Source organism: Streptomyces sp. NPDC001536 (assembly GCF_042894505.1).
Taxonomy (GTDB): domain Bacteria; phylum Actinomycetota; class Actinomycetes; order Streptomycetales; family Streptomycetaceae; genus Streptomyces.
The window spans coordinates 244,657-262,736 of the sequence record NZ_JBIAVQ010000005.1 but is presented as its reverse complement, the minus strand read 5'-3'; the positions used below and the strand labels follow the sequence as shown (position 1 = coordinate 262,736).

The 18,080-nt window shown below is 70.5% G+C and carries 18 protein-coding genes; 11 read left to right on the top strand and 7 right to left on the bottom strand.

Annotated elements, in window-relative coordinates:
* Nucleotides 1–21 precede the first annotated feature (21 nt).
* Nucleotides 22–699 (bottom strand): NAD(P)-dependent oxidoreductase, encoded by a 678-nt coding sequence (locus ACFY0U_RS16680; RefSeq protein WP_388635823.1) that lies wholly within the window; start codon nucleotides 697–699, stop codon nucleotides 22–24.
* A 99-nt stretch (nucleotides 700–798) separates the two neighbouring features.
* Between ACFY0U_RS16680 and ACFY0U_RS16675 the strand changes: the two genes are divergently transcribed.
* The 4 genes from ACFY0U_RS16675 (at nucleotide 799) to ACFY0U_RS16660 (ending at nucleotide 2,887) form a co-directional block, all read left to right on the top strand.
* Entirely contained in the window at nucleotides 799–1,194 is a 396-nt protein-coding gene (locus ACFY0U_RS16675; RefSeq protein WP_388635821.1) for a winged helix-turn-helix transcriptional regulator, read from the top strand.
* 17 nt (nucleotides 1,195–1,211) lie between these two features.
* Nucleotides 1,212–1,853 carry a uridine kinase gene (locus ACFY0U_RS16670; protein WP_388635819.1) on the top strand — a complete coding sequence of 214 codons (642 nt, stop codon included), beginning with the start codon at nucleotides 1,212–1,214 and terminating at the stop codon, nucleotides 1,851–1,853.
* A gap of 79 nt (nucleotides 1,854–1,932) precedes the next feature.
* Complete coding sequence (locus ACFY0U_RS16665; protein ID WP_388635817.1) at nucleotides 1,933–2,346, top strand: PPOX class F420-dependent oxidoreductase; 414 nt, start codon at nucleotides 1,933–1,935, stop codon at nucleotides 2,344–2,346.
* 112 nt (nucleotides 2,347–2,458) lie between these two features.
* Nucleotides 2,459–2,887 (top strand): CBS domain-containing protein, encoded by a 429-nt coding sequence (locus ACFY0U_RS16660; protein ID WP_388635815.1) that lies wholly within the window; start codon nucleotides 2,459–2,461, stop codon nucleotides 2,885–2,887.
* A 105-nt stretch (nucleotides 2,888–2,992) separates the two neighbouring features.
* Here the strand turns inward: ACFY0U_RS16660 and corA are convergent, their stop codons facing one another.
* On the bottom strand, nucleotides 2,993–4,120 hold the full coding sequence (gene corA, locus ACFY0U_RS16655) for a magnesium/cobalt transporter CorA (RefSeq protein WP_388635813.1): 1,128 nt from the start codon (nucleotides 4,118–4,120) through the stop codon (nucleotides 2,993–2,995).
* A 256-nt stretch (nucleotides 4,121–4,376) separates the two neighbouring features.
* On the opposite strand from corA, the gene ACFY0U_RS16650 reads away from it, so the two are divergent.
* Nucleotides 4,377–5,171: a methyltransferase gene (locus ACFY0U_RS16650; RefSeq protein ID WP_388635811.1), complete on the top strand. Its 795-nt coding sequence runs from the start codon at nucleotides 4,377–4,379 to the stop codon at nucleotides 5,169–5,171.
* 239 nt (nucleotides 5,172–5,410) lie between these two features.
* Here ACFY0U_RS16650 and ACFY0U_RS16645 read toward each other — a convergent pair whose 3' ends face one another.
* Both ACFY0U_RS16645 and ACFY0U_RS16640 read right to left on the bottom strand, forming a co-directional pair.
* On the bottom strand, nucleotides 5,411–6,358 hold the full coding sequence (locus tag ACFY0U_RS16645; RefSeq protein WP_388635809.1) for a carbohydrate kinase family protein: 948 nt from the start codon (nucleotides 6,356–6,358) through the stop codon (nucleotides 5,411–5,413).
* On the bottom strand, nucleotides 6,355–7,263 hold the full coding sequence (locus ACFY0U_RS16640; RefSeq protein WP_388635807.1) for a pseudouridine-5'-phosphate glycosidase: 909 nt from the start codon (nucleotides 7,261–7,263) through the stop codon (nucleotides 6,355–6,357). Before ACFY0U_RS16640 ends, ACFY0U_RS16645 begins: the two co-directional genes overlap by 4 nt.
* Nucleotides 7,264–7,361: 98 nt before the next feature.
* Here ACFY0U_RS16640 and ACFY0U_RS16635 point away from each other — a divergent pair, with 98 nt between their 5' ends.
* The gene (locus tag ACFY0U_RS16635; protein ID WP_388635805.1) at nucleotides 7,362–7,790 is read left to right on the top strand and encodes a VOC family protein; all 429 of its coding nucleotides are present in this window, start codon (nucleotides 7,362–7,364) and stop codon (nucleotides 7,788–7,790) included.
* A 45-nt stretch (nucleotides 7,791–7,835) separates the two neighbouring features.
* On the opposite strand, the gene fdhA is transcribed toward ACFY0U_RS16635, so the two are convergent.
* From fdhA to ACFY0U_RS16620, 3 genes are all read right to left on the bottom strand, one after another.
* The gene (fdhA, locus tag ACFY0U_RS16630; protein ID WP_388635803.1) at nucleotides 7,836–9,068 is read right to left on the bottom strand and encodes a formaldehyde dehydrogenase, glutathione-independent; all 1,233 of its coding nucleotides are present in this window, start codon (nucleotides 9,066–9,068) and stop codon (nucleotides 7,836–7,838) included.
* Between the two features lie 140 nt (nucleotides 9,069–9,208).
* Nucleotides 9,209–9,763 carry a methylated-DNA--[protein]-cysteine S-methyltransferase gene (locus ACFY0U_RS16625; RefSeq protein ID WP_388635801.1) on the bottom strand — a complete coding sequence of 185 codons (555 nt, stop codon included), beginning with the start codon at nucleotides 9,761–9,763 and terminating at the stop codon, nucleotides 9,209–9,211.
* A 77-nt stretch (nucleotides 9,764–9,840) separates the two neighbouring features.
* Nucleotides 9,841–10,713 (bottom strand): glycerophosphodiester phosphodiesterase, encoded by an 873-nt coding sequence (locus tag ACFY0U_RS16620; protein ID WP_388635799.1) that lies wholly within the window; start codon nucleotides 10,711–10,713, stop codon nucleotides 9,841–9,843.
* 280 nt (nucleotides 10,714–10,993) lie between these two features.
* On the opposite strand from ACFY0U_RS16620, the gene ACFY0U_RS16615 reads away from it, so the two are divergent.
* From ACFY0U_RS16615 to ACFY0U_RS16595, 5 genes are all read left to right on the top strand, one after another.
* On the top strand, nucleotides 10,994–11,863 hold the full coding sequence (locus tag ACFY0U_RS16615; RefSeq protein WP_388635797.1) for an MHYT domain-containing protein: 870 nt from the start codon (nucleotides 10,994–10,996) through the stop codon (nucleotides 11,861–11,863).
* Between the two features lie 40 nt (nucleotides 11,864–11,903).
* On the top strand, nucleotides 11,904–14,033 hold the full coding sequence (gene uvrB, locus ACFY0U_RS16610) for an excinuclease ABC subunit UvrB (RefSeq protein WP_388635795.1): 2,130 nt from the start codon (nucleotides 11,904–11,906) through the stop codon (nucleotides 14,031–14,033).
* Nucleotides 14,034–14,185: 152 nt separating this feature from the next.
* Entirely contained in the window at nucleotides 14,186–14,764 is a 579-nt protein-coding gene (locus ACFY0U_RS16605; protein ID WP_046263565.1) for a TerD family protein, read from the top strand.
* Nucleotides 14,765–14,813: 49 nt separating this feature from the next.
* A complete protein-coding gene (locus ACFY0U_RS16600; protein WP_388635792.1) occupies nucleotides 14,814–16,832 on the top strand; it encodes a TerD family protein in 2,019 nt (672 codons plus the stop codon).
* A gap of 228 nt (nucleotides 16,833–17,060) precedes the next feature.
* Complete coding sequence (locus ACFY0U_RS16595) at nucleotides 17,061–18,062, top strand: TerC/Alx family metal homeostasis membrane protein (protein WP_388635790.1); 1,002 nt, start codon at nucleotides 17,061–17,063, stop codon at nucleotides 18,060–18,062.
* The last annotated feature ends 18 nt before the right edge of the window (nucleotides 18,063–18,080 follow it).

Genomic DNA, 18,080 nt, shown 5'->3' with positions numbered 1-18,080 from the left:
GCCGTGAACCACCGCCCTGTCCTACTCGGCGTCGACCACCGACACCCGCGTCCGATGCACCGTGGGCCTCTCGATCTCGTCGACGACCGCCACCGCGAGGTCTGCGTACGACAGGACCCGCAGCCCGTCGGGCGCCCGCTCCCCGCCGAGCACATAGCGCCCGGTGCGCGGAGCGCTCTCCACCAGTCCTCCTCCCGGGGTGAGCATCACCCAGTCGACGAAGCCGCCGTCACCCTGCGCCCGCAGGCGACTCAGTCCGGCCGTGTGCGCCAGCGCGAACGGCCGGATCTCCGGCGGGAACACCATGGGGTCGTCCATCATCGGCCGCCCGTCCGCCCCGAGCAGATTCGCGCCCAGCCCCACGGCGACCAGCCGCCGTACGCCCGCCACCGTGAGCCCACCGAGCAGCGCGTCCGCCGCCTTCACGAAGAAGTCCGGGTCGAGGGTGTCGAAGCCCTGCTCCGGCCCGCTGAACGGCGACACCGCGTGCACCGCGGCCGACTGCCCGCCCGCCACCGAGCCCACCGAACCGGGATCGGTCACGTCACCTCGGACCACGGTCACCCCGTCCGCCCCGAGCTCCGCGTACCGCGCCGGATCCCGCACCACGGCCGTCACCTCGTACCCGCGCCGCCGGGCCTCCGCCGTGACGGCTCGCCCCGCACGCCCACCCGCTCCGAAGACGACGATCCCACTCATGCCCAACCTCCTTGCCGTACACCGCGGTTCGGTGCCTGACCTGGACGTTAGAGGCGCATGGGCCGGTTACTTCAACGGTATCGGCGCTAACCTCGACCGATGACCCACTCCTCGGACGGCACCCGACCGGCTCCGCTGGACCCCGAGATGTTCGACCCCGTCTGCCCCTCCTCCGTGATGCCCTTCCGGGTCGGGGACAAGTGGACCGGCATGGTCATCCGCTGCCTCGAAGGCGGTCCCCGCCGCTTCACCGAACTCCGTGTCCCGCTCCGGGCCGTCACTCCCAAGGTCCTCGCCGAGACCCTGCGCGCGATGGAGCGCGACGGCCTTCTCACCCGCAGCGCGTACGAAGAGAACCCACCCCGCGTCGAATACGCCCTCACCCCTCTCGGCCGCACCCTGATCCCCCTGCTCGACGCCGCCCGCGCCTGGAGCGAGACCCACCTGCCGCACCTGCTCGCCGCCCGCCGGGTCCATGAGCGGGACGCGTCCTGACCGCCGGCTGACGCATCATGGGCCGTGTGCGACTCGAAGCGATCACCTGGGAGCGGCTCGGCGACGTGCTGGCCGACCGTCTGCTCGACCTGAAGACGGCCGACGAGAGCCCCTGGCCACGTATCGCCTTCGACGGTGCCCCCGCGGCCCGCCCGCAGGATCTCGCCGAGCGCGTCTCGGAGGCACTGCGGATACGCGGCCGCCCCTCGCTCGTCGTCGGCACCCAGGGCTTTCTGCGTCCCGCCTCGCTCCGCCTGGAGTACGGCCGCCAGGACGTGGAGGCCTACTACAACGGCTGGTTCGACACCGGCGCCCTGTGGCGCGAGGTCTTCGGCCCCCTCGAACCGGGCGGCGACGGCCGCGTCCTGCCCGACCTGTGGGACCCCGACACCGACCGCGCCACCCGCAGCCCCTACGTCCAACTCCCGCCCGGTGGCATCCTGTTGCTGCACGGTCCCCTCCTGCTGCGGCACTGGTTCCCCTTCGACCTCTCCGTCCACGTCCTCCTCTCCCCGGGCGCCCTGCGCCGCCGCACCCCCGAAGCCGACCAGTGGACCCTGGCGGCCTTCGAGCGCTACGCGGACGAGACCGACCCCGCCGGCACCGCCGACGTCCTGGTGCGGGCCGACGACCCCCGGCATCCGGCATGGGGCGGCTGATCCGCTGTCTCCCGTTGTTCTTGAGAGAAGATCCACCCCAACACTTTTATATGCGCGTGCATGTAACTAGGGTGGTCCCATGACGACTTCCTTGAGCGATCACCTCTCTTTCGACGACTCCGTCCGCGCCCTCCTCGACGGCAAGAACTTCGCCAGCGTCGCCACCCTCGGCCCCGACGGCTCCCCGCAGAACTCGGTGGTCTGGATCAAACGCGAGGGCGACACCGTCCTCTTCTCCTCCGTCGACCACCGTCAGAAGGTCCGCAACCTCCGCCGCGACCCCCGGATCAGCGTCTCGGTCTACGACCTCGCCAACCCCTACACCTCGGTCGAGATCCGTGGCACCGCCGAGATCCTCCCGGACCCCGGCAAGCAACTCCCGCACGACCTCTCGCACAAGTACCTCGGTATCGACCCGCCCGCCGAGAACGAGGACGAGGCCCGCGTGATCATCCGTATCGTGCCGCGGAAGATCGTCGGATTCTCGGCCTGAGCGGCTCCCCGGTTCCGGGTGCGGGCGCCCGGTGGCGCGGCGAGAATGTAGGGCGCCGGGACAAGCGGTGCGCCCCGCGCCGCGCCGGCCGTCCGGCACCGGGAGGTACTTCATGACCACCGCCGGAGACATCATGCACCGCGGCGCCCAGTGGATCCCCGCCCACGAGACCCTGGACCGTGCCGCCCAGCTGATGCGTGAGCTCAATGTCGGAGCCCTGCCCATCAGCGACGAGAACGAACGGCTCTGCGGCATCCTCACCGATCGCGACATCGTCATCGGCTGTGTAGCCGTGGGGCACGACCCCGCCAAGGTCACGGCCGGCGAGATGGCCCAGGGCACCCCGCGCTGGATCGAGGCCGGCGCCGACGTCGGCGATGTGCTCCGCGAGATGCAGGACCACCAGATCCGCCGGCTCCCCGTCATCGAGAACAAGCGCCTGGTCGGCATGATCAGCGAGGCCGACCTGGCACAGCATCTGACGGAGGACCAGATCCACACCTGGGCGGAGAGTGTCTACGCGAAGAGCTCGATGCGCTGATCCGCGCGGCGTGGTCGGGGGTGGGTGCGAGTCCGCCCACCTCCGGCGGGTGGAGTTCACCCCGTCCACCCCGTCCCCCGGTTCCTCCTTTGGATTCCTCGGGGTTCAGAGCCAGCCGTTGCGCCGGAAGCCGCGGTACAGCGTCACACACGCCACGGCTATCACGCTGAGGACCAGGGGATAGCCGAACGTCCAGCGCAGTTCCGGCATGTGCTCGAAGTTCATGCCGTACACCCCGCAGACCATCGTCGGCACGGCGACGATCGCGGCCCACGCCGTGATCTTCCGCATGTCCTCGTTCTGTGCGACCGAGACCTGGGCGAGGTGTGCCTGGAGGATCGAGTTGAGCAGTTCGTCGAAGGCGGCGATCTGCTCCTTGGCGCGCAGCAGATGGTCGGACACATCGCGGAAGTAGGCCTGTATCTCCGGGGCGACCGCCCGTATCGGCCGGGTGGAGAGCTCCTCGATGGGCCGGGCCAGCGGGACCACGGCCCGCTTCAGCTCCAGGAGTTCGCGCTTGAGCTGGTAGATGCGCCCCGGGTCGAGCCGTGCGCCGTTCTGGGAGAAGACGTCCGACTCGACCTGGTCGATGTCGGCCTGGACCAGGTCGGTGACGTGCAGATAGTCGTCGACCACATGGTCCGCGATCGCGTGCAGCACCGCGGCGGGTCCCTTGGCGAGCTGCTGCGGGTCGGCCTCCAGCTCCTCGCGCAGCGGGCCCAGCGAGCCGTGCATGCCGTGCCGGACCGTGATCACGAAGTCCTCGCCGACGAACACCATGATCTCGCCGGTGTTCACCACCTCGCTCGTCGCCGTGAGTTCCTCGTGCTCGACGTAACAGACCGTCTTGAACACCGCGAACAGCACGTCGTCGTAGCGCTCCAGCTTCGGCCGCTGATGTGCCTCGACCGCGTCCTCCACCGCCAGCGGATGGAGCTCGAAGAGTTCCGCGATACCCGCGAACTCCTGGTCCGTCGGCTCATGGAGGCCGAGCCAGACGAAACCGTCGCCGTGCTTGCGCACCCGCTCCACGGCATCGACCAGATCGCTGCCGCCCAGGACGCGTCCGCCGTCCCGGTACGTCACGCAGTTCACCACGGAGGAACCCAGGGGGGAGCGGGCAGGGTGGCTCAGGTCGACGCGTCGGCGCCGCCGCGCCAGCCGCGCCACCTTGCGGAGGCCGCCGACCCGACTGAGGCTCGTGACCTTCCGCAGATTCCCTGCCATGGACATCTGGATCTCCTTGGGTGGATCCCCACTCACCGCATCTCTGCGCCCTGGCCGGCCAGTCTGCCAGTTTCGGGTGAGAGGCGTGCAAGCCTGTGGGAACAGGATGTTCCGCTTTGTTCCCGCCTGTGGACGACGGGCTTCGGGCGCTGTGACGGCGGGGTGACCGCCGTTGGTTCCGTTGTGTGCCGTCGTACGGTGGCGTCGGGGCGCCGGAGCGTCGACCCCCATGGACAAGACGGACAACTGGGATGATCGCGACATGATGCGAACCGACGGGTATCTCCTGGACAACCAGCAGGCCGAGGCCGCAGAGCGCTTCGACGCCTTCGCCACCCTCTTCGACCCCACGACGTTCCGGCACCTCGAGGCATTCGGAATCGGACCCGGCTGGCGCTGCTGGGAGGTCGGCGCGGGCGGCACGTCCGTGGTGTCCTGGCTGGCCAAGAAGGTCGGCCCGACCGGACGGGTCGTCGCGACCGACATCGACACCTCGCGGCTCGCCCCGGCCGCCCGCCCGCCGGTCGAGGTCCGGGTCCACGACGTGGGCACGGAGGAGGCGCCGGGGGAGGGCTTCGACCTCGTCCACGCCCGCCTCGTCCTCGTCCATGTGCCGGACCGGGAACGGGCGTTGCGCTCGATGGTCGAGTCCCTGCGCCCCGGCGGCCGTCTCCTGCTCGAGGACGGCGACCCCGCCCTCCAGCCCCTGACCTGCCCCGAAGACCACGGTCCCGCCGAGCAGCTGGCCAACCGTCTGCGCCAGGGCTTCCGCAGGCTGCTCGCCGACCGCGGCGCCGACCTCTCCTACGGCCGCCGCCTGCCGCGTCTGCTCCGCGAGGCGGGCCTGCACCGCGTGGAGGCCGACGCGTACTTCCCGCTCAGCTCACCCGCCTGCGCGGCCCTGGAGTCCGCCACCATCCGCCAGATCCGCGCCCAACTCGTCACCGCGGGCCTCGCCACGGACGACGACATCGACCAGCACCTCGCGAACGTGGAGGCGGGCGGCATGGACCTGGCCACGGCACCGATGATCTCGGCGTGGGGGCGCAAGGCGTAGGGCGGGGCGGGCGTTGGCGTGCGGGAGGGGCCGGGAGCCGGGGTCCCTTTGGCCGACGGTGGTCGGGAAGCGTTGACGACTGGCAGGCCGGGCGCCGACAGGGTCGGGTAGCGGGCAGTGGGGCGCCGCCCCTCGGGTGCGGGAGCCGGCGCGCAGCCGCCCGCGGCGCCGGTCCGCCCCCCCCGGCACCCCGAGGGATCGGCGGCCCGCTCCCCACGAGGCGCTCCGGTGACCGAACGTCAGGCAGACACGGCCGGCGGTCTGCCGCCCACCCGCTCGACCGCCATCGCTCCCGCCCGGCACCCCTCCCGCGCGGCCTCCTCGGGTGCGGTACCCGTGAGGAGAGCGGCGAGGAACGCGCCCGTGAACGCGTCCCCGGCGCCCGTGGTGTCGGTGGGGGTCGCCGGCAGGGCGGGGACATGAGCGAGCACCGTGCCCGAGCGGGCCACCAGCGCACCGTCCGCCCCCTGCTTGGCGACCACCAGCGGCACGTGCCGGCTCAGCTTGGCCGCCGCGTCCGCCGGGTCGGGCAGCCCCGTCAGCAGACACGCCTCGTCACGGCTGGGCAGCAGGACGTCGATCCCCTCCACCAGCGCCAGGAAACGGTCGACACCGAGCTCCACGAGGAACCCTGCCGACGCCGGATCGAGGCTCACCGGCACACCACGCGCGCGTGCGGCGGCCAGGGCCACCTCCACCAGCGCGCGGCTCGGCTCCGAGAACAGCAGATAGCCCGACAGATGCAGACGGGCCACCCCGTCGAGCAGCTCGTCCGACCAGTCCTCCGGATCGAACCGCAGGGCGGCGCCACTGTCCGTGAGGAACGTCCGCTCGGCCGCGGCGCCCGTGTCGACGAGACAGATCACCGTCCCGGTCGGCGCCTGCGCGTCGACGACCAGACGGGGCCGTACCCCGCAGGCCACCAGCTCCCGCTCGTGCCACGCGGCCGCGTCCGCGCCCACCCGCCCGAGCATCCGGACCTCGACGTCACCCTGACGAGCCGCCCAGCAGGCCACGTTGGCGCCCGCCCCACCCGGCAACGTCCGGATCGCGGAGGCCGTGTCGGTACTGGGGGCGAGCGGTCCCCGATGCCGGGCGACGATGTCCGTGACGACGTCCCCGACGACCAGCAGCGCACCGCCCGGAGCCGTCGCGGCTCCGGGGTCCTCGGCCGCCGTACCTCTCACGCCCCGGCCCAGGCCGCCGCGATCCGCCCCGCCAGTCGGACATTGCCCCGCACCGCCGCCAGGTTGGCGCTCAGGGAGGCGCCGTCGGTGTGCCGTACGAGGTAGGAGAGGAGGAACGGCGTGACGCCCTGGCCGGTGACCCCCGCCTCCTCCGCGGCCCGCAACGCGTCCGCGAGCACGCGCGCGTGAAGCTCCGGGTCCAACTGCTCGGCCTCGGGGACCGGGTTGGCGACGATCAGCGCGGACTCCGGTCCGTCCAGGGTGTCCTGAGCCCGCATCACCTCCGCCACCTGCTGCGCGGAGTCCAGCCTCCAGTCCACCGGATGCCCCGAATCGGACAGGTAGAAGCCGGGGAAGCGGTCCGTGCCGTACCCGGCCACCGCCACGCCCAGTGTCTCCAGCCGCTGAAGAGTCGCCGGCACGTCGAGGATCGACTTCACGCCCGCGCAGACCACCGTGATCCGCGTGCGCGCCAGCAGCCCCAGGTCCGCCGACTCGTCCTGCGTCACCGTCCACTCCCGGTGCACCCCGCCGAGCCCACCGGTCGCGAACACCCGCACACCCGCCAGCGCCGCCAGCTGTGCCGTCGCCGACACCGTGGTCGCCCCGCTCGCCCCCGCGGCCACCGCGAGCGGCAGGTCACGATGGCCCAGTTTGCGGATCCCGTCCTCGTTGGCGACCCGCTCCAGCTGCTCCTTGTCCAGACCGACATGGGGTCGTCCGTCCAGCACCGCGATCGTCGCGGGAACGGCACCCTCCTGCCGTACGACGTCCTCCAGCTCCAGCGCCACCTGAAGGTTCCGCGGCCGCGGCAACCCGTGGGCGATGATCGTGGACTCCAGGGCCACCACGGGTCGACGCGCGTCGACCGCCTCGCGCACTTCCTCCGACAACACCAGCACCACGCGCCTGCCTCCTGTCGATGGGTCCTCCCTGATCTCTGGCGGGCAGCACACCCGGCCAAACCCTTGCGGGCCGCGGGGGACGAGATCAGCCTGGGGACATGACGGACAACGCCACACGTCTCGACCATGTCGTCCTCTGGGTGCACGACCCGGTGGCATCGGCCGCCTTCTACGAGAAGGCGGTCGGCATGGCGCCCCTGAGAATCGCCGACTACGCCGCGGGCGCGGTGTCCTTCCCCTCCGTACGCCTCAATGACGAGACCATCTTCGACCTGATGCCCTTCACCATGACGGAACGCATGACGATGCTCCCCGGCGCCACCGAGAGCTCGGGACACCCCGTCAACCACGTCTGCCTGGCCCTGCCCGGCGACGACTTCCAGGCGCTCCGCGTCCGCCTGGAGGAGCAGGCGGTCCCCGTCTCGGACTTCTCCTACGACTCCTTCGGCGCCCGTGGCATGGCCCGCCGCAGCTTCTACTTCCGCGACCCCGACGGGAACGTCTTCGAGGCCCGCCACTACGAGTAGGGGCGCGGCGAGGGGGCCACACGCGCGTGGCCCCCTCCAGAGGTGTCAGACCGGCCGTACGCCGTCCAGCGCCCCATGCGGGTTGAGCACGTACTTGCGGCTGGCGCCCTGGTCGAACTCGGCGTAGCCGCGTGGTGCGTCCTCGATACCGATGACGGTCGCGTTGACCGCCTGGGCGATGTGCACGCGCTCGTGGAGGATCGCCCGCATCAGGTTGCGGTGGTACCGCATCACCGGGCACTGACCGGTGGTGAAGCGGTGGCTCTTGGCCCAGCCGAGGCCGAGCCGTACCTTCAGCGTCCCGGACTTCGCGTCCTCGTCGACCCCGCCCGGGTCGTCCGTGACGTAGAGGCCGGGGATGCCCAGGGCGCCGCCCGCGCGGGTGATGCCCATCAGTGAGTTGAGGACCGTCGCGGGCGCCTCGGGGGCCTGCGGGCCGTGGGCCCGTGCCTCGAAGCCGACCGCGTCGACCGCGGCGTCCACCTCGGGTTCCCCGAGGATCTGCGCGATCTGCTCGCCCACGCCGCCCTGCGAGACGTCGACGGTCTCGCAGCCGAAGCTGCGCGCCTGGGCGAGCCGCTCGGCGTTGAGATCGCCGACGATGACGACCGCGGCGCCCAGCAGCTGTGCGGACGCGGCCGCCGCCAGACCCACCGGCCCCGCTCCGGCGACGTACACCGTCGAACCGACGCCGGCACCCGAGCTGACCACGCCGTGGAAGCCGGTCGGGAAGATGTCCGACAGCATGGTCAGGTCGAGCAGCTTCTCGCGCGCCTGGTCCCGGTCCGGGAACTTCAGCAGGTTGAAGTCCGCGTACGGCACCATGGCGTACTCGGCCTGGCCGCCGACCCAGCCGCCCATGTCGACATATCCGTAGGCCGCCCCGGGCCGTGCCGGGTTGACGTTCAGACAGATGCCGGTCTTGCGTTCCTTGCAGTTGCGGCATCGCCCGCAGGCGATGTTGAACGGTACGGAGACGATGTCGCCGACGTCGAGGGTCTCGACGTCCGGTCCCCGTTCGACGATCTCTCCGGTGATCTCGTGTCCGAGGACCAGCCCCTCGGGCGCGGTCGTCCGCCCGCGCACCATGTGCTGGTCGCTGCCGCAGATGTTGCTGGCGAGCACCTTGAGGATCACACCGTGCCGGCACTTGCGGCCGACGTTGGCGGCTGCGACCCCCGGCCCGTCCTGGAGCTCGAGCGTGGGGTAGTCGATGGTCCTGACCTCCACCGCGCCCGGCTTGAGATACGCGACTGCCCTGTTTCCGGTTCCGCTCATGCGTGATCGCCGTCCCTTCGGCTCCGAAGTCTTCGGATGCCAGTGGCTGTGCGCATGGCGGAGTCTGCTACCGCCCCGGCTTTCCGGCCAGCCTTCGCGCGGGGACGGGTCCGGCCCGCTTTCCGGCCCGCTTGCGGAGCTCAGAACAGCGGTTCCGGAAGCACTCCCTCCAGGGCGAGCAGCTTGCGCTTGGTCTCCAGACCGCCCCCGAAGCCGCCGATACCGCCGTCGCTCTCGACGACCCGGTGGCAGGGCACGACCACCGGCAGCGGATTGGCGCCCATCGCCGCCCCCACCGCCTGGGCCGCCCCCGGCTGACCGACCCGTCCGGCCAGATCGCCGTATCCCACGACACTGCCGAACGGCACCCCGGAGGCCAGCTCGCGCAGCACCTCACGGTTGAAGCCGGAGATCAGCGACCAGTCCAGCGGCAGCTCGAAATCGTGCCGCGTGCCCGCGAAGTACGCCTCCACCTGGCGTATCGCCTCGGCCAGCAGCGGGGAGCCGGGCGCCTCGACGGGCTCGGTGCCCAGCCGGGACGCCAGCCGGTCGAGCGCGTGGTCGCGCACCGCCTCGGTGGCGTGGAACACGACGTTGACCAGGCCCTCACGGGTCGCGGCCAGCAGCAGCGGACCGATGTCGGTGCCCACGACGGCCCACACGACCTGCTGCTCGTACCGCCCATGGCTGCTCATGCGACCCACCGTACGACCCGCCACTGACAACGCCCCGGGGAGCGGCCGGAGAGCGGCCCCTCCCCGGGCGGGGCGGCTCAGGACGCTCCCACCGCGTCCCGCACCACGTCCGGAGTGTTGGTGATGATGCCGTCGACGCCGTACCTCGCGACCCGCCTCGCGGTCGCGGCGTCGTTGACGGTCCAGGTGAAGACCTCCAGCGGCTTGCCGTGCGCCCCCGTGAACGCCTGTACGGCGGAGACGTACCCGGTGGAGATGGTGCTGTGCGAGGGGTTGATCTGGTCGGTGAACTCCGCGTAGTCGGTCAGGTCCGCCACCTTCGGCGTACCGAGCAGGCCGGTCTTGACGGCGGGCTTGAGCTGGTGGACGGTCCGCACGGTGGCCGCGCTGAAGCTCTGCACGATCAGCTTCGACCGGTGCGGCTGGTCGAGCCAGCTCTCGTTGGCGAGGACCTTGAGGGTCTGCTGCTCGATGCCCGGGTACAGCTCGGGGTTCTTGATCTCCAGCAGCAGCTTCTGGTGGTTGCGGTCGACGCGGCGCACATACTGCGCCAGGGTCGGCACGCGCGCGCCCGCGTACGCGGGGCCGAACCAGCTCCCCGCGTCGAGGCGCGAGATCTCGGCGGCCGTGAAGTCCTTCACCTTCCAGGGCGCCCGGTCGGGGAAGACCTCCTCGGCGTCGGTGGTGCGCCGCAGGTTGTCGTCGTGGAGGACGACGAGTGCGCCGTCCCGGGTGCGCTGGACGTCGTTCTCGACCCAGCGGATGCCCAGCTCGGCCGCCTTGTCGACGGCGGCCAGGGTGTTCTCGGGGGCGTAGGCGGAGGCGCCCCGGTGGGCGATGACCGTCGGCGGTTCACCGACCTCGACGGCGCGGACGTCGGAGGCGGGGAGCAGGAGGGTGGCAGTCCCCAGGAGCGCGGAGGTCGTGGCGGCAACTGCGCGCGCGTGCATGCTGACTCCTTGCGTCGAGCGATCACGGACAGCTCAACTGTGACAGCAGAGGGTCAACGGCAGGGGGGTACAGAATGGCCACAGATTGAATGGGGTTGCCCAACTCCGCTCACTGGTGCCGCACAACTGCGGCAAGGGCGTGTTTCTTTGCCGGAAAATCGTTCGACCATTCCGGTGGGAGTCATACTCTCTGCCTCAACCCTGACCGCTCGGGCGGTCCTGGGAGGGGGCGCACTTCAGCACATTCCGGGACGCAAGAGGGCGGGAAGGACAGCCGCGCATGCAAGGCACGGTCGACGGATTCAGCTACGGACTCGTCACACCGCTGGTGGCTTACCTCATGGCTTGCCTGGGAGGTGCTCTCGGTCTGCGCTGCACCACCCGGTCCATGCTGGTCTCGAACTCCTGGAGACCCGGCTGGCTCGCCCTCGGATCCGCGGCCATCGGTTCCGGCATCTGGACCATGCACTTCGTCGCCATGATGGGCTTCACGGTCAAGGGAGCCCCGATCCACTACGACAAGCCGACGACCTTCGCGAGTCTGGCCGTCGCCATCGTCATGGTGGGCATCGGGATCTTCATAGTCGGCTACAAGGGCGCGAGCGGAACGGCCCTGTTCACCGGGGGCACCATCACCGGCCTCGGCGTCGCCTCCATGCACTATCTCGGCATGGCCGGAATGCGGCTCAACGGAAAGCTGGAGTACAACACGCTCACCGTGGCCGCCTCCGTCGTCATAGCCATGTGCGCGGCCACCGCGGCCCTGTGGGCGGCCGGCCAGGTCAGAGGCTTCCTGTGGAGCGTCGGCGCGAGTCTCGTCATGGGGCTCGCCGTCAGCGGCATGCACTACACCGGCATGGCGGCCCTCAGCGTCCACCTGCACGGCGCCGCCGGCTCCCCCTCCGCGGGCGACTCGCCGGCCGAGCTGCTCGCGCCCATGATGGTCGGCCCCCTGGCCTTTCTGCTGCTCGCCGGTGTCGTCGTGATGTTCGACCCGCTGATGGTCATGGGCAAACCCGACTGGACCCCCAACGAGAACAAACCCGGCATCCCGGCCCACGCCGACGCCCCGCACACCCCGCGCCGCTCCTCGATCCGCCCCCGCCGAGGCGTCGGCCACCGCGGCTCCCGCACCCCGCAGAACCGCTGATCGGACCGCGTTGTCAGTGGGGGGTCGTACGGTGGACTCCATGCGGCCCGTTTCCCAGATCGAACGCACGGTGGCGCCCTTCGAGGTCGTCAGCCCCTACCAGCCCAGCGGCGACCAGCCGGCGGCCATCGCCGACCTGGCCAAGCGCATCGAGGCCGGTGAGAAGGACGTCGTCCTCCTCGGTGCGACCGGCACCGGCAAGTCCGCCACCACCGCGTGGATGATCGAGAAGCTCCAGCGGCCCACCCTGGTGATGGCCCCGAACAAGACCCTGGCCGCCCAGCTGGCCAACGAGTTCCGGGAGCTGCTGCCGAACAACGCGGTCGAATACTTCGTCTCGTACTACGACTACTACCAGCCCGAGGCCTACGTCCCGCAGTCGGACACCTACATCGAGAAGGACTCCTCGATCAACGAGGAGGTCGAGCGCCTGCGCCACTCCGCGACCAACTCGCTGCTCACCCGCCGTGACGTCATCGTGGTCGCCTCGGTCTCCTGCATCTACGGCCTCGGTACCCCGCAGGAGTACGTGGACCGCATGGTCCCCCTCAGGGTCGGCGACGAGATCGACCGCGACCAGCTGCTGCGCCGCTTCGTGGACATCCAGTACACGCGCAACGACCTGGCCTTCAGCCGCGGCACCTTCCGCGTCCGCGGCGACACCATCGAGATCTTCCCGGTCTACGAGGAGCTCGCCGTCCGCATCGAGATGTTCGGCGACGAGATCGAGGCGCTGTCCACCCTCCACCCGCTCACCGGCGAGATCATCAGCGACGACCAGCAGCTGTACGTCTTCCCGGCCTCCCACTACGTCGCCGGCCCCGAGCGCCTGGAGCGGGCCGCCAACGACATCGAGAAGGAGCTCGGCCAGCGCCTCACCGAGCTGGAGAAGCAGGGCAAGCTCCTGGAGGCCCAGCGTCTGCGGATGCGAACGACGTACGACCTGGAGATGCTCCGCCAGATCGGCTCCTGCTCGGGCGTCGAGAACTACTCGATGCACTTCGACGGCCGCGAGCCCGGCTCCCCGCCGAACACCCTGCTGGACTACTTCCCGGACGACTTCCTGCTCGTCATCGACGAGTCGCATGTCACGGTCCCGCAGATCGGCGCCATGTACGAGGGCGACGCCTCCCGCAAGCGCACCCTCGTCGACCACGGCTTCCGGCTGCCCTCCGCCCTCGACAACCGCCCCCTGAAGTGGGAGGAGTTCCAGGAGCGGATCGGACAGACCGTCTACCTGTCCGCGACACCGGGCAACTACGAACTCTCCCGGGGGGACGGCGTCGTCGAGCAGATCATCCGCCCGACGGGCCTCATCGACCCGGAGGTCGTGGTCAAGCCCACCGAGGGCCAGATCGACGACCTGGTGCACGAGATTCGCAAGCGCACCGAGAAGGACGAGCGCGTCCTGGTCACCACGCTCACCAAGAAGATGGCCGAGGACCTCACGGACTACTTCCTGGAGCTCGGCATCCAGGTCCGCTATCTGCACAGCGACGTCGACACCCTGCGCCGCGTCGAACTGCTGCGGGAGCTGCGCTCCGGCGAGTACGACGTCCTGGTCGGCATCAACCTCCTGCGCGAGGGCCTGGACCTGCCCGAGGTGTCCCTGGTGGCCATCCTCGACGCCGACAAGGAGGGCTTCCTGCGCTCCGGCACCTCCCTGATCCAGACCATCGGCCGCGCGGCGCGCAATGTCTCCGGCCAGGTCCACATGTACGCCGACAAAATCACCCCGGCGATGGAGAAGGCCATCGACGAGACCAACCGGCGCCGGGAGAAGCAGGTCGCGTACAACACGGCGAACGGCATCGACCCCCAGCCGCTCCGCAAGAAGATCAACGACATCGTGGCGCAGATCGCCCGCGAGGACATCGACACCGAACAGCTGCTCGGCTCCGGGTACCGCAAGCAGAAGGACGGCAAGGCCGCCAAGGCCCCCGTGCCCTCGCTCGGCGGCAAGGCGGCCAAGGGCGCCAAGGGCAAGGCCAAGGAGGCCGTGCCCACCGACCGTCCCGCGGCCGAGCTCGCCGAGCAGATCGAGGAGATGACCGCGCGCATGCGCGCCGCCGCCGCGGACCTCCAGTTCGAGATCGCGGCCCGGCTGCGCGACGAGGTCTCCGAGATGAAGAAGGAACTGCGTCAGATGAGGGAGGCCGGCCTGGCCTGACGGGCGCCCCGCCCCCGCCGCGAACGCGCTGTGTTGCAAGACCGACACAAAGTGCCGACCTGGGTAGCGGCACTGTCAGTGCCACTGCGTAGGGTTCTGGTCAACCGCGCACTCCGCGGTAACAGGGGACAGTTCGAGAGGGGAATCAGCGCGTGACCGTCAACATGACCAAGGGTCAGGCCATCAGTCTGCAGAAGAACGACGGCGGCAGCCTGACTTCGGTGCGCATGGGTCTCGGCTGGCAGGCGGCTCCCCGTCGCGGCCTGTTCGGCTCCCGCACCCGGGAGATCGACCTGGACGCCTCGGCCGTCCTGTTCGCGGACAAGCAGCCGGTCGACGTCGTCTTCTTCCGCCACCTGGTGAGCGACGACGGCTCGGTGCGCCACACCGGCGACAACCTCGTCGGCGGTGTCGGTCAGGGCGGCGACGACGAGGCGATCCTCGTCGACCTGGCGCGCATCCCGGTCCACATCGACCAGATCGTCTTCACCGTGAACTCCTTCACGGGCCAGACCTTCCAGGAGGTGCAGAACGCGTTCTGCCGCCTGGTCGACGAGACCAACGGCCAGGAGCTGGCCCGCTACACGCTCGCGGGCGGCGGCGCCTACACGGCCCAGATCATGGCGAAGGTGCACCGCACGGGCCCCGGCTGGACGATGACGGCCCTCGGCACTCCGGCCAACGGCCGCACCTTCCAGGACCTGATGCCGGCGATCCTGCCGCACCTGTAAGCCGCGCGAGCGGTACCCGAACCGAACAGCGACACAGGGGGACGAAGGCATGACGGCCGAGCTGGCGCGGGGGCAGAACCACCCGCTCTCCCAGGCCCGTCTCGAGATCCGGGTCTCGGCCGGCAAGCCGATCGTGGCCGGAGCCACGCTGGGCGACGAGCAGGGCAAGGTCCACGGCGTGGAGTGGGTGGCCCACCCGGGCGCACCCACCCTGCCGGGCCTGGAGGTCTCCCGGCAGGCCGCCGCCGACCACCGCCTCGCGGTGGACCTCGGTGCCATGCCGGAGGCCGTGCACCGGATCAGCGTGCTGCTCGCCCTGCCCACCGGAGTGCCGGGTCCCGTCCGCTTCGGTGGCCTGGCCGCCCCCTTCGTCGCCGTCACCGGCCTCGACGGCACCGAGGTCGCCAGCTACACCATCACCGGCCTGGAGGCCGAGTCCGCCGTCGTCGCCCTGGAGCTCTACCGCCGCCAGGGCGCCTGGAAGGTGCGCGCCGTCGGCCAGGGATACGCCGGCGGCCTCGCCGAACTCCTGGCGGACCAGGGCATGCCGGAGGCCCACACCCTCGCCGGCAGTATCAACGAGGCCGTGGCCCAGGGGCTGGCCCGCTCCCTACCGGCCCCGCCGCGCACCGCCGACGGAGACCGCACCCGGCAGACGGCCGCACCGGCACTCGGCCCCGACCAAGGGGGGACGGCACCTCAGGGCGCCGTACCGCCGCAGCCGCCGACGTCGCCCTACGGCTCCCCGGCATCCGGCCAGCCCGCCTCTCCCTACGGCGCCCAGGGCACCCCGCAGGGCGCCACGGACCCCTCCGCGGCCTCGCAGCCGTCCACGCCCACCGCGGGCGGTCCGGTCGACTACAGCCACCCGCGCCGGCAGACCACCGCACCGCCGCCGCCCCCGCCGACCGCGCCCCCGGCTCAGCCCGGACAGCCCCAGCAGCCCGTCGCGGGGGACGCGACCGGCTGGTCCATGGACGAGCGGCTCTACAACCAGGTGTGGGGCATGTTCGAGGACCTGGCCCGCACGACCGCCGCGTACCGCAGCGCCGTCGACTTCGCCGAATCGCGCATGGAGAAGGAGCTCGACCAGGTCCTGTCCGACCCGCGCAGCCGGATCGGGGGCCAGGGCGACGCCGCGCGCGAGGCGGCCCGTGCCAAGCACGCCCAGCTCGTCGACCAGGCCCAGGCGGCCCTCGACCGGGACCTCGCCCAGCTCGCCGCCGAGGCCGATGTCGTGGAACCCGCCCTGCCGCCGGCGTACGCCCGCTGGGACAACCCCGTCTGGCAGGGCTACCGGGTGCCGATGGAGATCCCCATGGCCCTGCGCCTGGGCGACCTCCACCTTCCCGAGGCCCCGCAGGTGAGCATCCCGATGCTGGTCAGGCTTCCGCTGGAGCGCGGACTGTGGATCGACAGCGGGCGGGCCGGCACCATCGACGGCTCGTACACCGACTCCCACGAGGTGAAGCGCCTCGCCATGGACACCGCGGTGGCGGTCGCGGCCCGGCTGCTCGCCGTCTATCCCGCACGCGAGTTCACCGTGCACGTCATCGACCCGGCGGGCTCGGGCGGACAGGCCCTGGTGCCGCTGGTGCAGACCGGTGTGCTCGCGGCCCCGCCCGCTGTCGGCGCGGCGGGTGTGACGGACGTCCTGGCCCGGCTCACCCAACGGGTCGACCTGGTACAGATGGCGGTGCGGGGCGGTGCGCCCGACGCGCTCCCGCCCGGCTTCGACACCTCCGAGCAGCTCCTGATCGTCAACGACTTCCCGCACGGCTTCGACGACCGCGCCGTGACCCAGTTGCGCTACCTCGCCGACGAGGGCCCGGCGGTCGGCGTCCACCTGATGATGGTCGCGGACCGCGAGGAGGCCTCCGCGTACGGTCCGTTGCTCGACCCGCTGTGGCGTTCACTGATGCGACTCACGCCGGTTCCCGACGACCATCTCGCCGACCCGTGGGTGGGGCATGCCTGGACGTACGAGCCCTCGCTGGTGCCGGCGGGCAGCCAGGTCCTCCAGCAGGTCCTTCAGCAGGTCGCAATGGCTCGCACCAAGTACACGTAAAGTCTCCTGACCTGGTGCTTTGACCTTTCTTTTGCCAATCGCTTTACCTTTCCTTGGTGATTGGGGTACCGTTTTCCTCACGGAGGGGAGTACTCCCTGTCGATGCGGCGTACCCGTCAATACGGATCGGATCCGATCCCGGGGCGTCGGCCCACCTTGGGTGGAAGAGACCTCCGGCAGCGCGACGACGCTGGTTATTTGCCGTTACGTAATGCCGGAGGCGCAGCAGTGGATGTTTCCGTGACCCTGTGGGTCCTGACGATCGTGGGCCTCGCCGCCCTGATCGCGGTCGACTTCTTCATCGGCCGCAAGCCGCACGACGTGTCCATCAAGGAAGCCGGAATCTGGACCGTCGTCTGGATCGCCCTGGCCGGCCTCTTCGGGCTCGGCCTGCTCATCTTCGGCGGTGGCCAGGCCGGCGGAGAGTTCTTCGCGGGCTTCATCACCGAGAAGTCGCTGAGCGTCGACAATCTCTTCGTCTTCGTCCTGATCATGGCGAAGTTCGCGGTCCCGTCGCAGTACCAGCAGCGGGTCCTGCTCGTCGGTGTCCTCATAGCCCTGGTGCTGAGGGCCATCTTCATCGCCGCGGGTGCCGCGATCCTCGCCAGCTTCGCGTGGGTGTTCTACATCTTCGGTGCCTTCCTCATCTGGACCGCCTGGAAGCTCATCCAGGAGGCCCGGGCCGACGAGGACGAAGAGGAGTTCGAGGAGAACAAGCTGCTCAAGGCCGCCGAGCGCCGCTTCGGTGTCGCCGACCGGTACCACGGCACCAAGCTGTGGATCGAGGAGAACGGCAAGCGGGTCATGACCCCGATGCTGGTCGTGATGCTCGCGATCGGCACCACCGACGTGCTCTTCGCCCTCGACTCCATCCCCGCGATCTTCGGCCTGACCCAGGACCCGTACATCGTCTTCACGGCCAACGCGTTCGCCCTGATGGGTCTGCGTCAGCTGTACTTCCTCATCGGCGGCCTGCTCAAGAAGCTGGTCCACCTCAGCTACGGCCTGTCGATCATCCTCGGCTTCATCGGCGTCAAGCTGGTGCTGCACGCGCTGCACGAGTCCGGGGTCCATGTCCCGGAGATCTCCATCCCGGTCTCCCTGGGCGTGATCTGCGGGGTCCTGATCGTCACCACGATCACCAGCCTCCGTGCCTCCAAGAAGCAGGCGGCGGCCGAGGCGGCGCAAGCGCAGAGCGATGGCGCTCCGAAGGACAGCATCGACGTCTGACCACGTCGGACGTAGGAA

Bases quoted from the DNA above. Each gene is read 5' to 3' on its own strand.
- ACFY0U_RS16680 (WP_388635823.1), bottom strand. From the start codon at position 699: ATGAGTGGGATCGTCGTCTTCGGAGCGGGTGGGCGTGCGGGGCGAGCC.
- ACFY0U_RS16635 (WP_388635805.1), top strand. From the start codon at position 7,362: ATGACGGACAACGCCACACGTCTCGACCATGTCGTCCTCTGGGTGCAC.
- uvrB (WP_388635795.1), top strand. From the start codon at position 11,904: ATGCGGCCCGTTTCCCAGATCGAACGCACGGTGGCGCCCTTCGAGGTC.
- ACFY0U_RS16615 (WP_388635797.1), top strand. From the start codon at position 10,994: ATGCAAGGCACGGTCGACGGATTCAGCTACGGACTCGTCACACCGCTG.
- ACFY0U_RS16600 (WP_388635792.1), top strand. From the start codon at position 14,814: ATGACGGCCGAGCTGGCGCGGGGGCAGAACCACCCGCTCTCCCAGGCC.
- ACFY0U_RS16625 (WP_388635801.1), bottom strand. From the start codon at position 9,763: ATGAGCAGCCATGGGCGGTACGAGCAGCAGGTCGTGTGGGCCGTCGTG.
- ACFY0U_RS16650 (WP_388635811.1), top strand. From the start codon at position 4,377: ATGATGCGAACCGACGGGTATCTCCTGGACAACCAGCAGGCCGAGGCC.
- ACFY0U_RS16620 (WP_388635799.1), bottom strand. From the start codon at position 10,713: ATGCACGCGCGCGCAGTTGCCGCCACGACCTCCGCGCTCCTGGGGACT.
- fdhA (WP_388635803.1), bottom strand. From the start codon at position 9,068: ATGAGCGGAACCGGAAACAGGGCAGTCGCGTATCTCAAGCCGGGCGCG.
- corA (WP_388635813.1), bottom strand. From the start codon at position 4,120: ATGTCCATGGCAGGGAATCTGCGGAAGGTCACGAGCCTCAGTCGGGTC.
- ACFY0U_RS16665 (WP_388635817.1), top strand. From the start codon at position 1,933: ATGACGACTTCCTTGAGCGATCACCTCTCTTTCGACGACTCCGTCCGC.
- ACFY0U_RS16660 (WP_388635815.1), top strand. From the start codon at position 2,459: ATGACCACCGCCGGAGACATCATGCACCGCGGCGCCCAGTGGATCCCC.
- ACFY0U_RS16670 (WP_388635819.1), top strand. From the start codon at position 1,212: ATGGGCCGTGTGCGACTCGAAGCGATCACCTGGGAGCGGCTCGGCGAC.
- ACFY0U_RS16675 (WP_388635821.1), top strand. From the start codon at position 799: ATGACCCACTCCTCGGACGGCACCCGACCGGCTCCGCTGGACCCCGAG.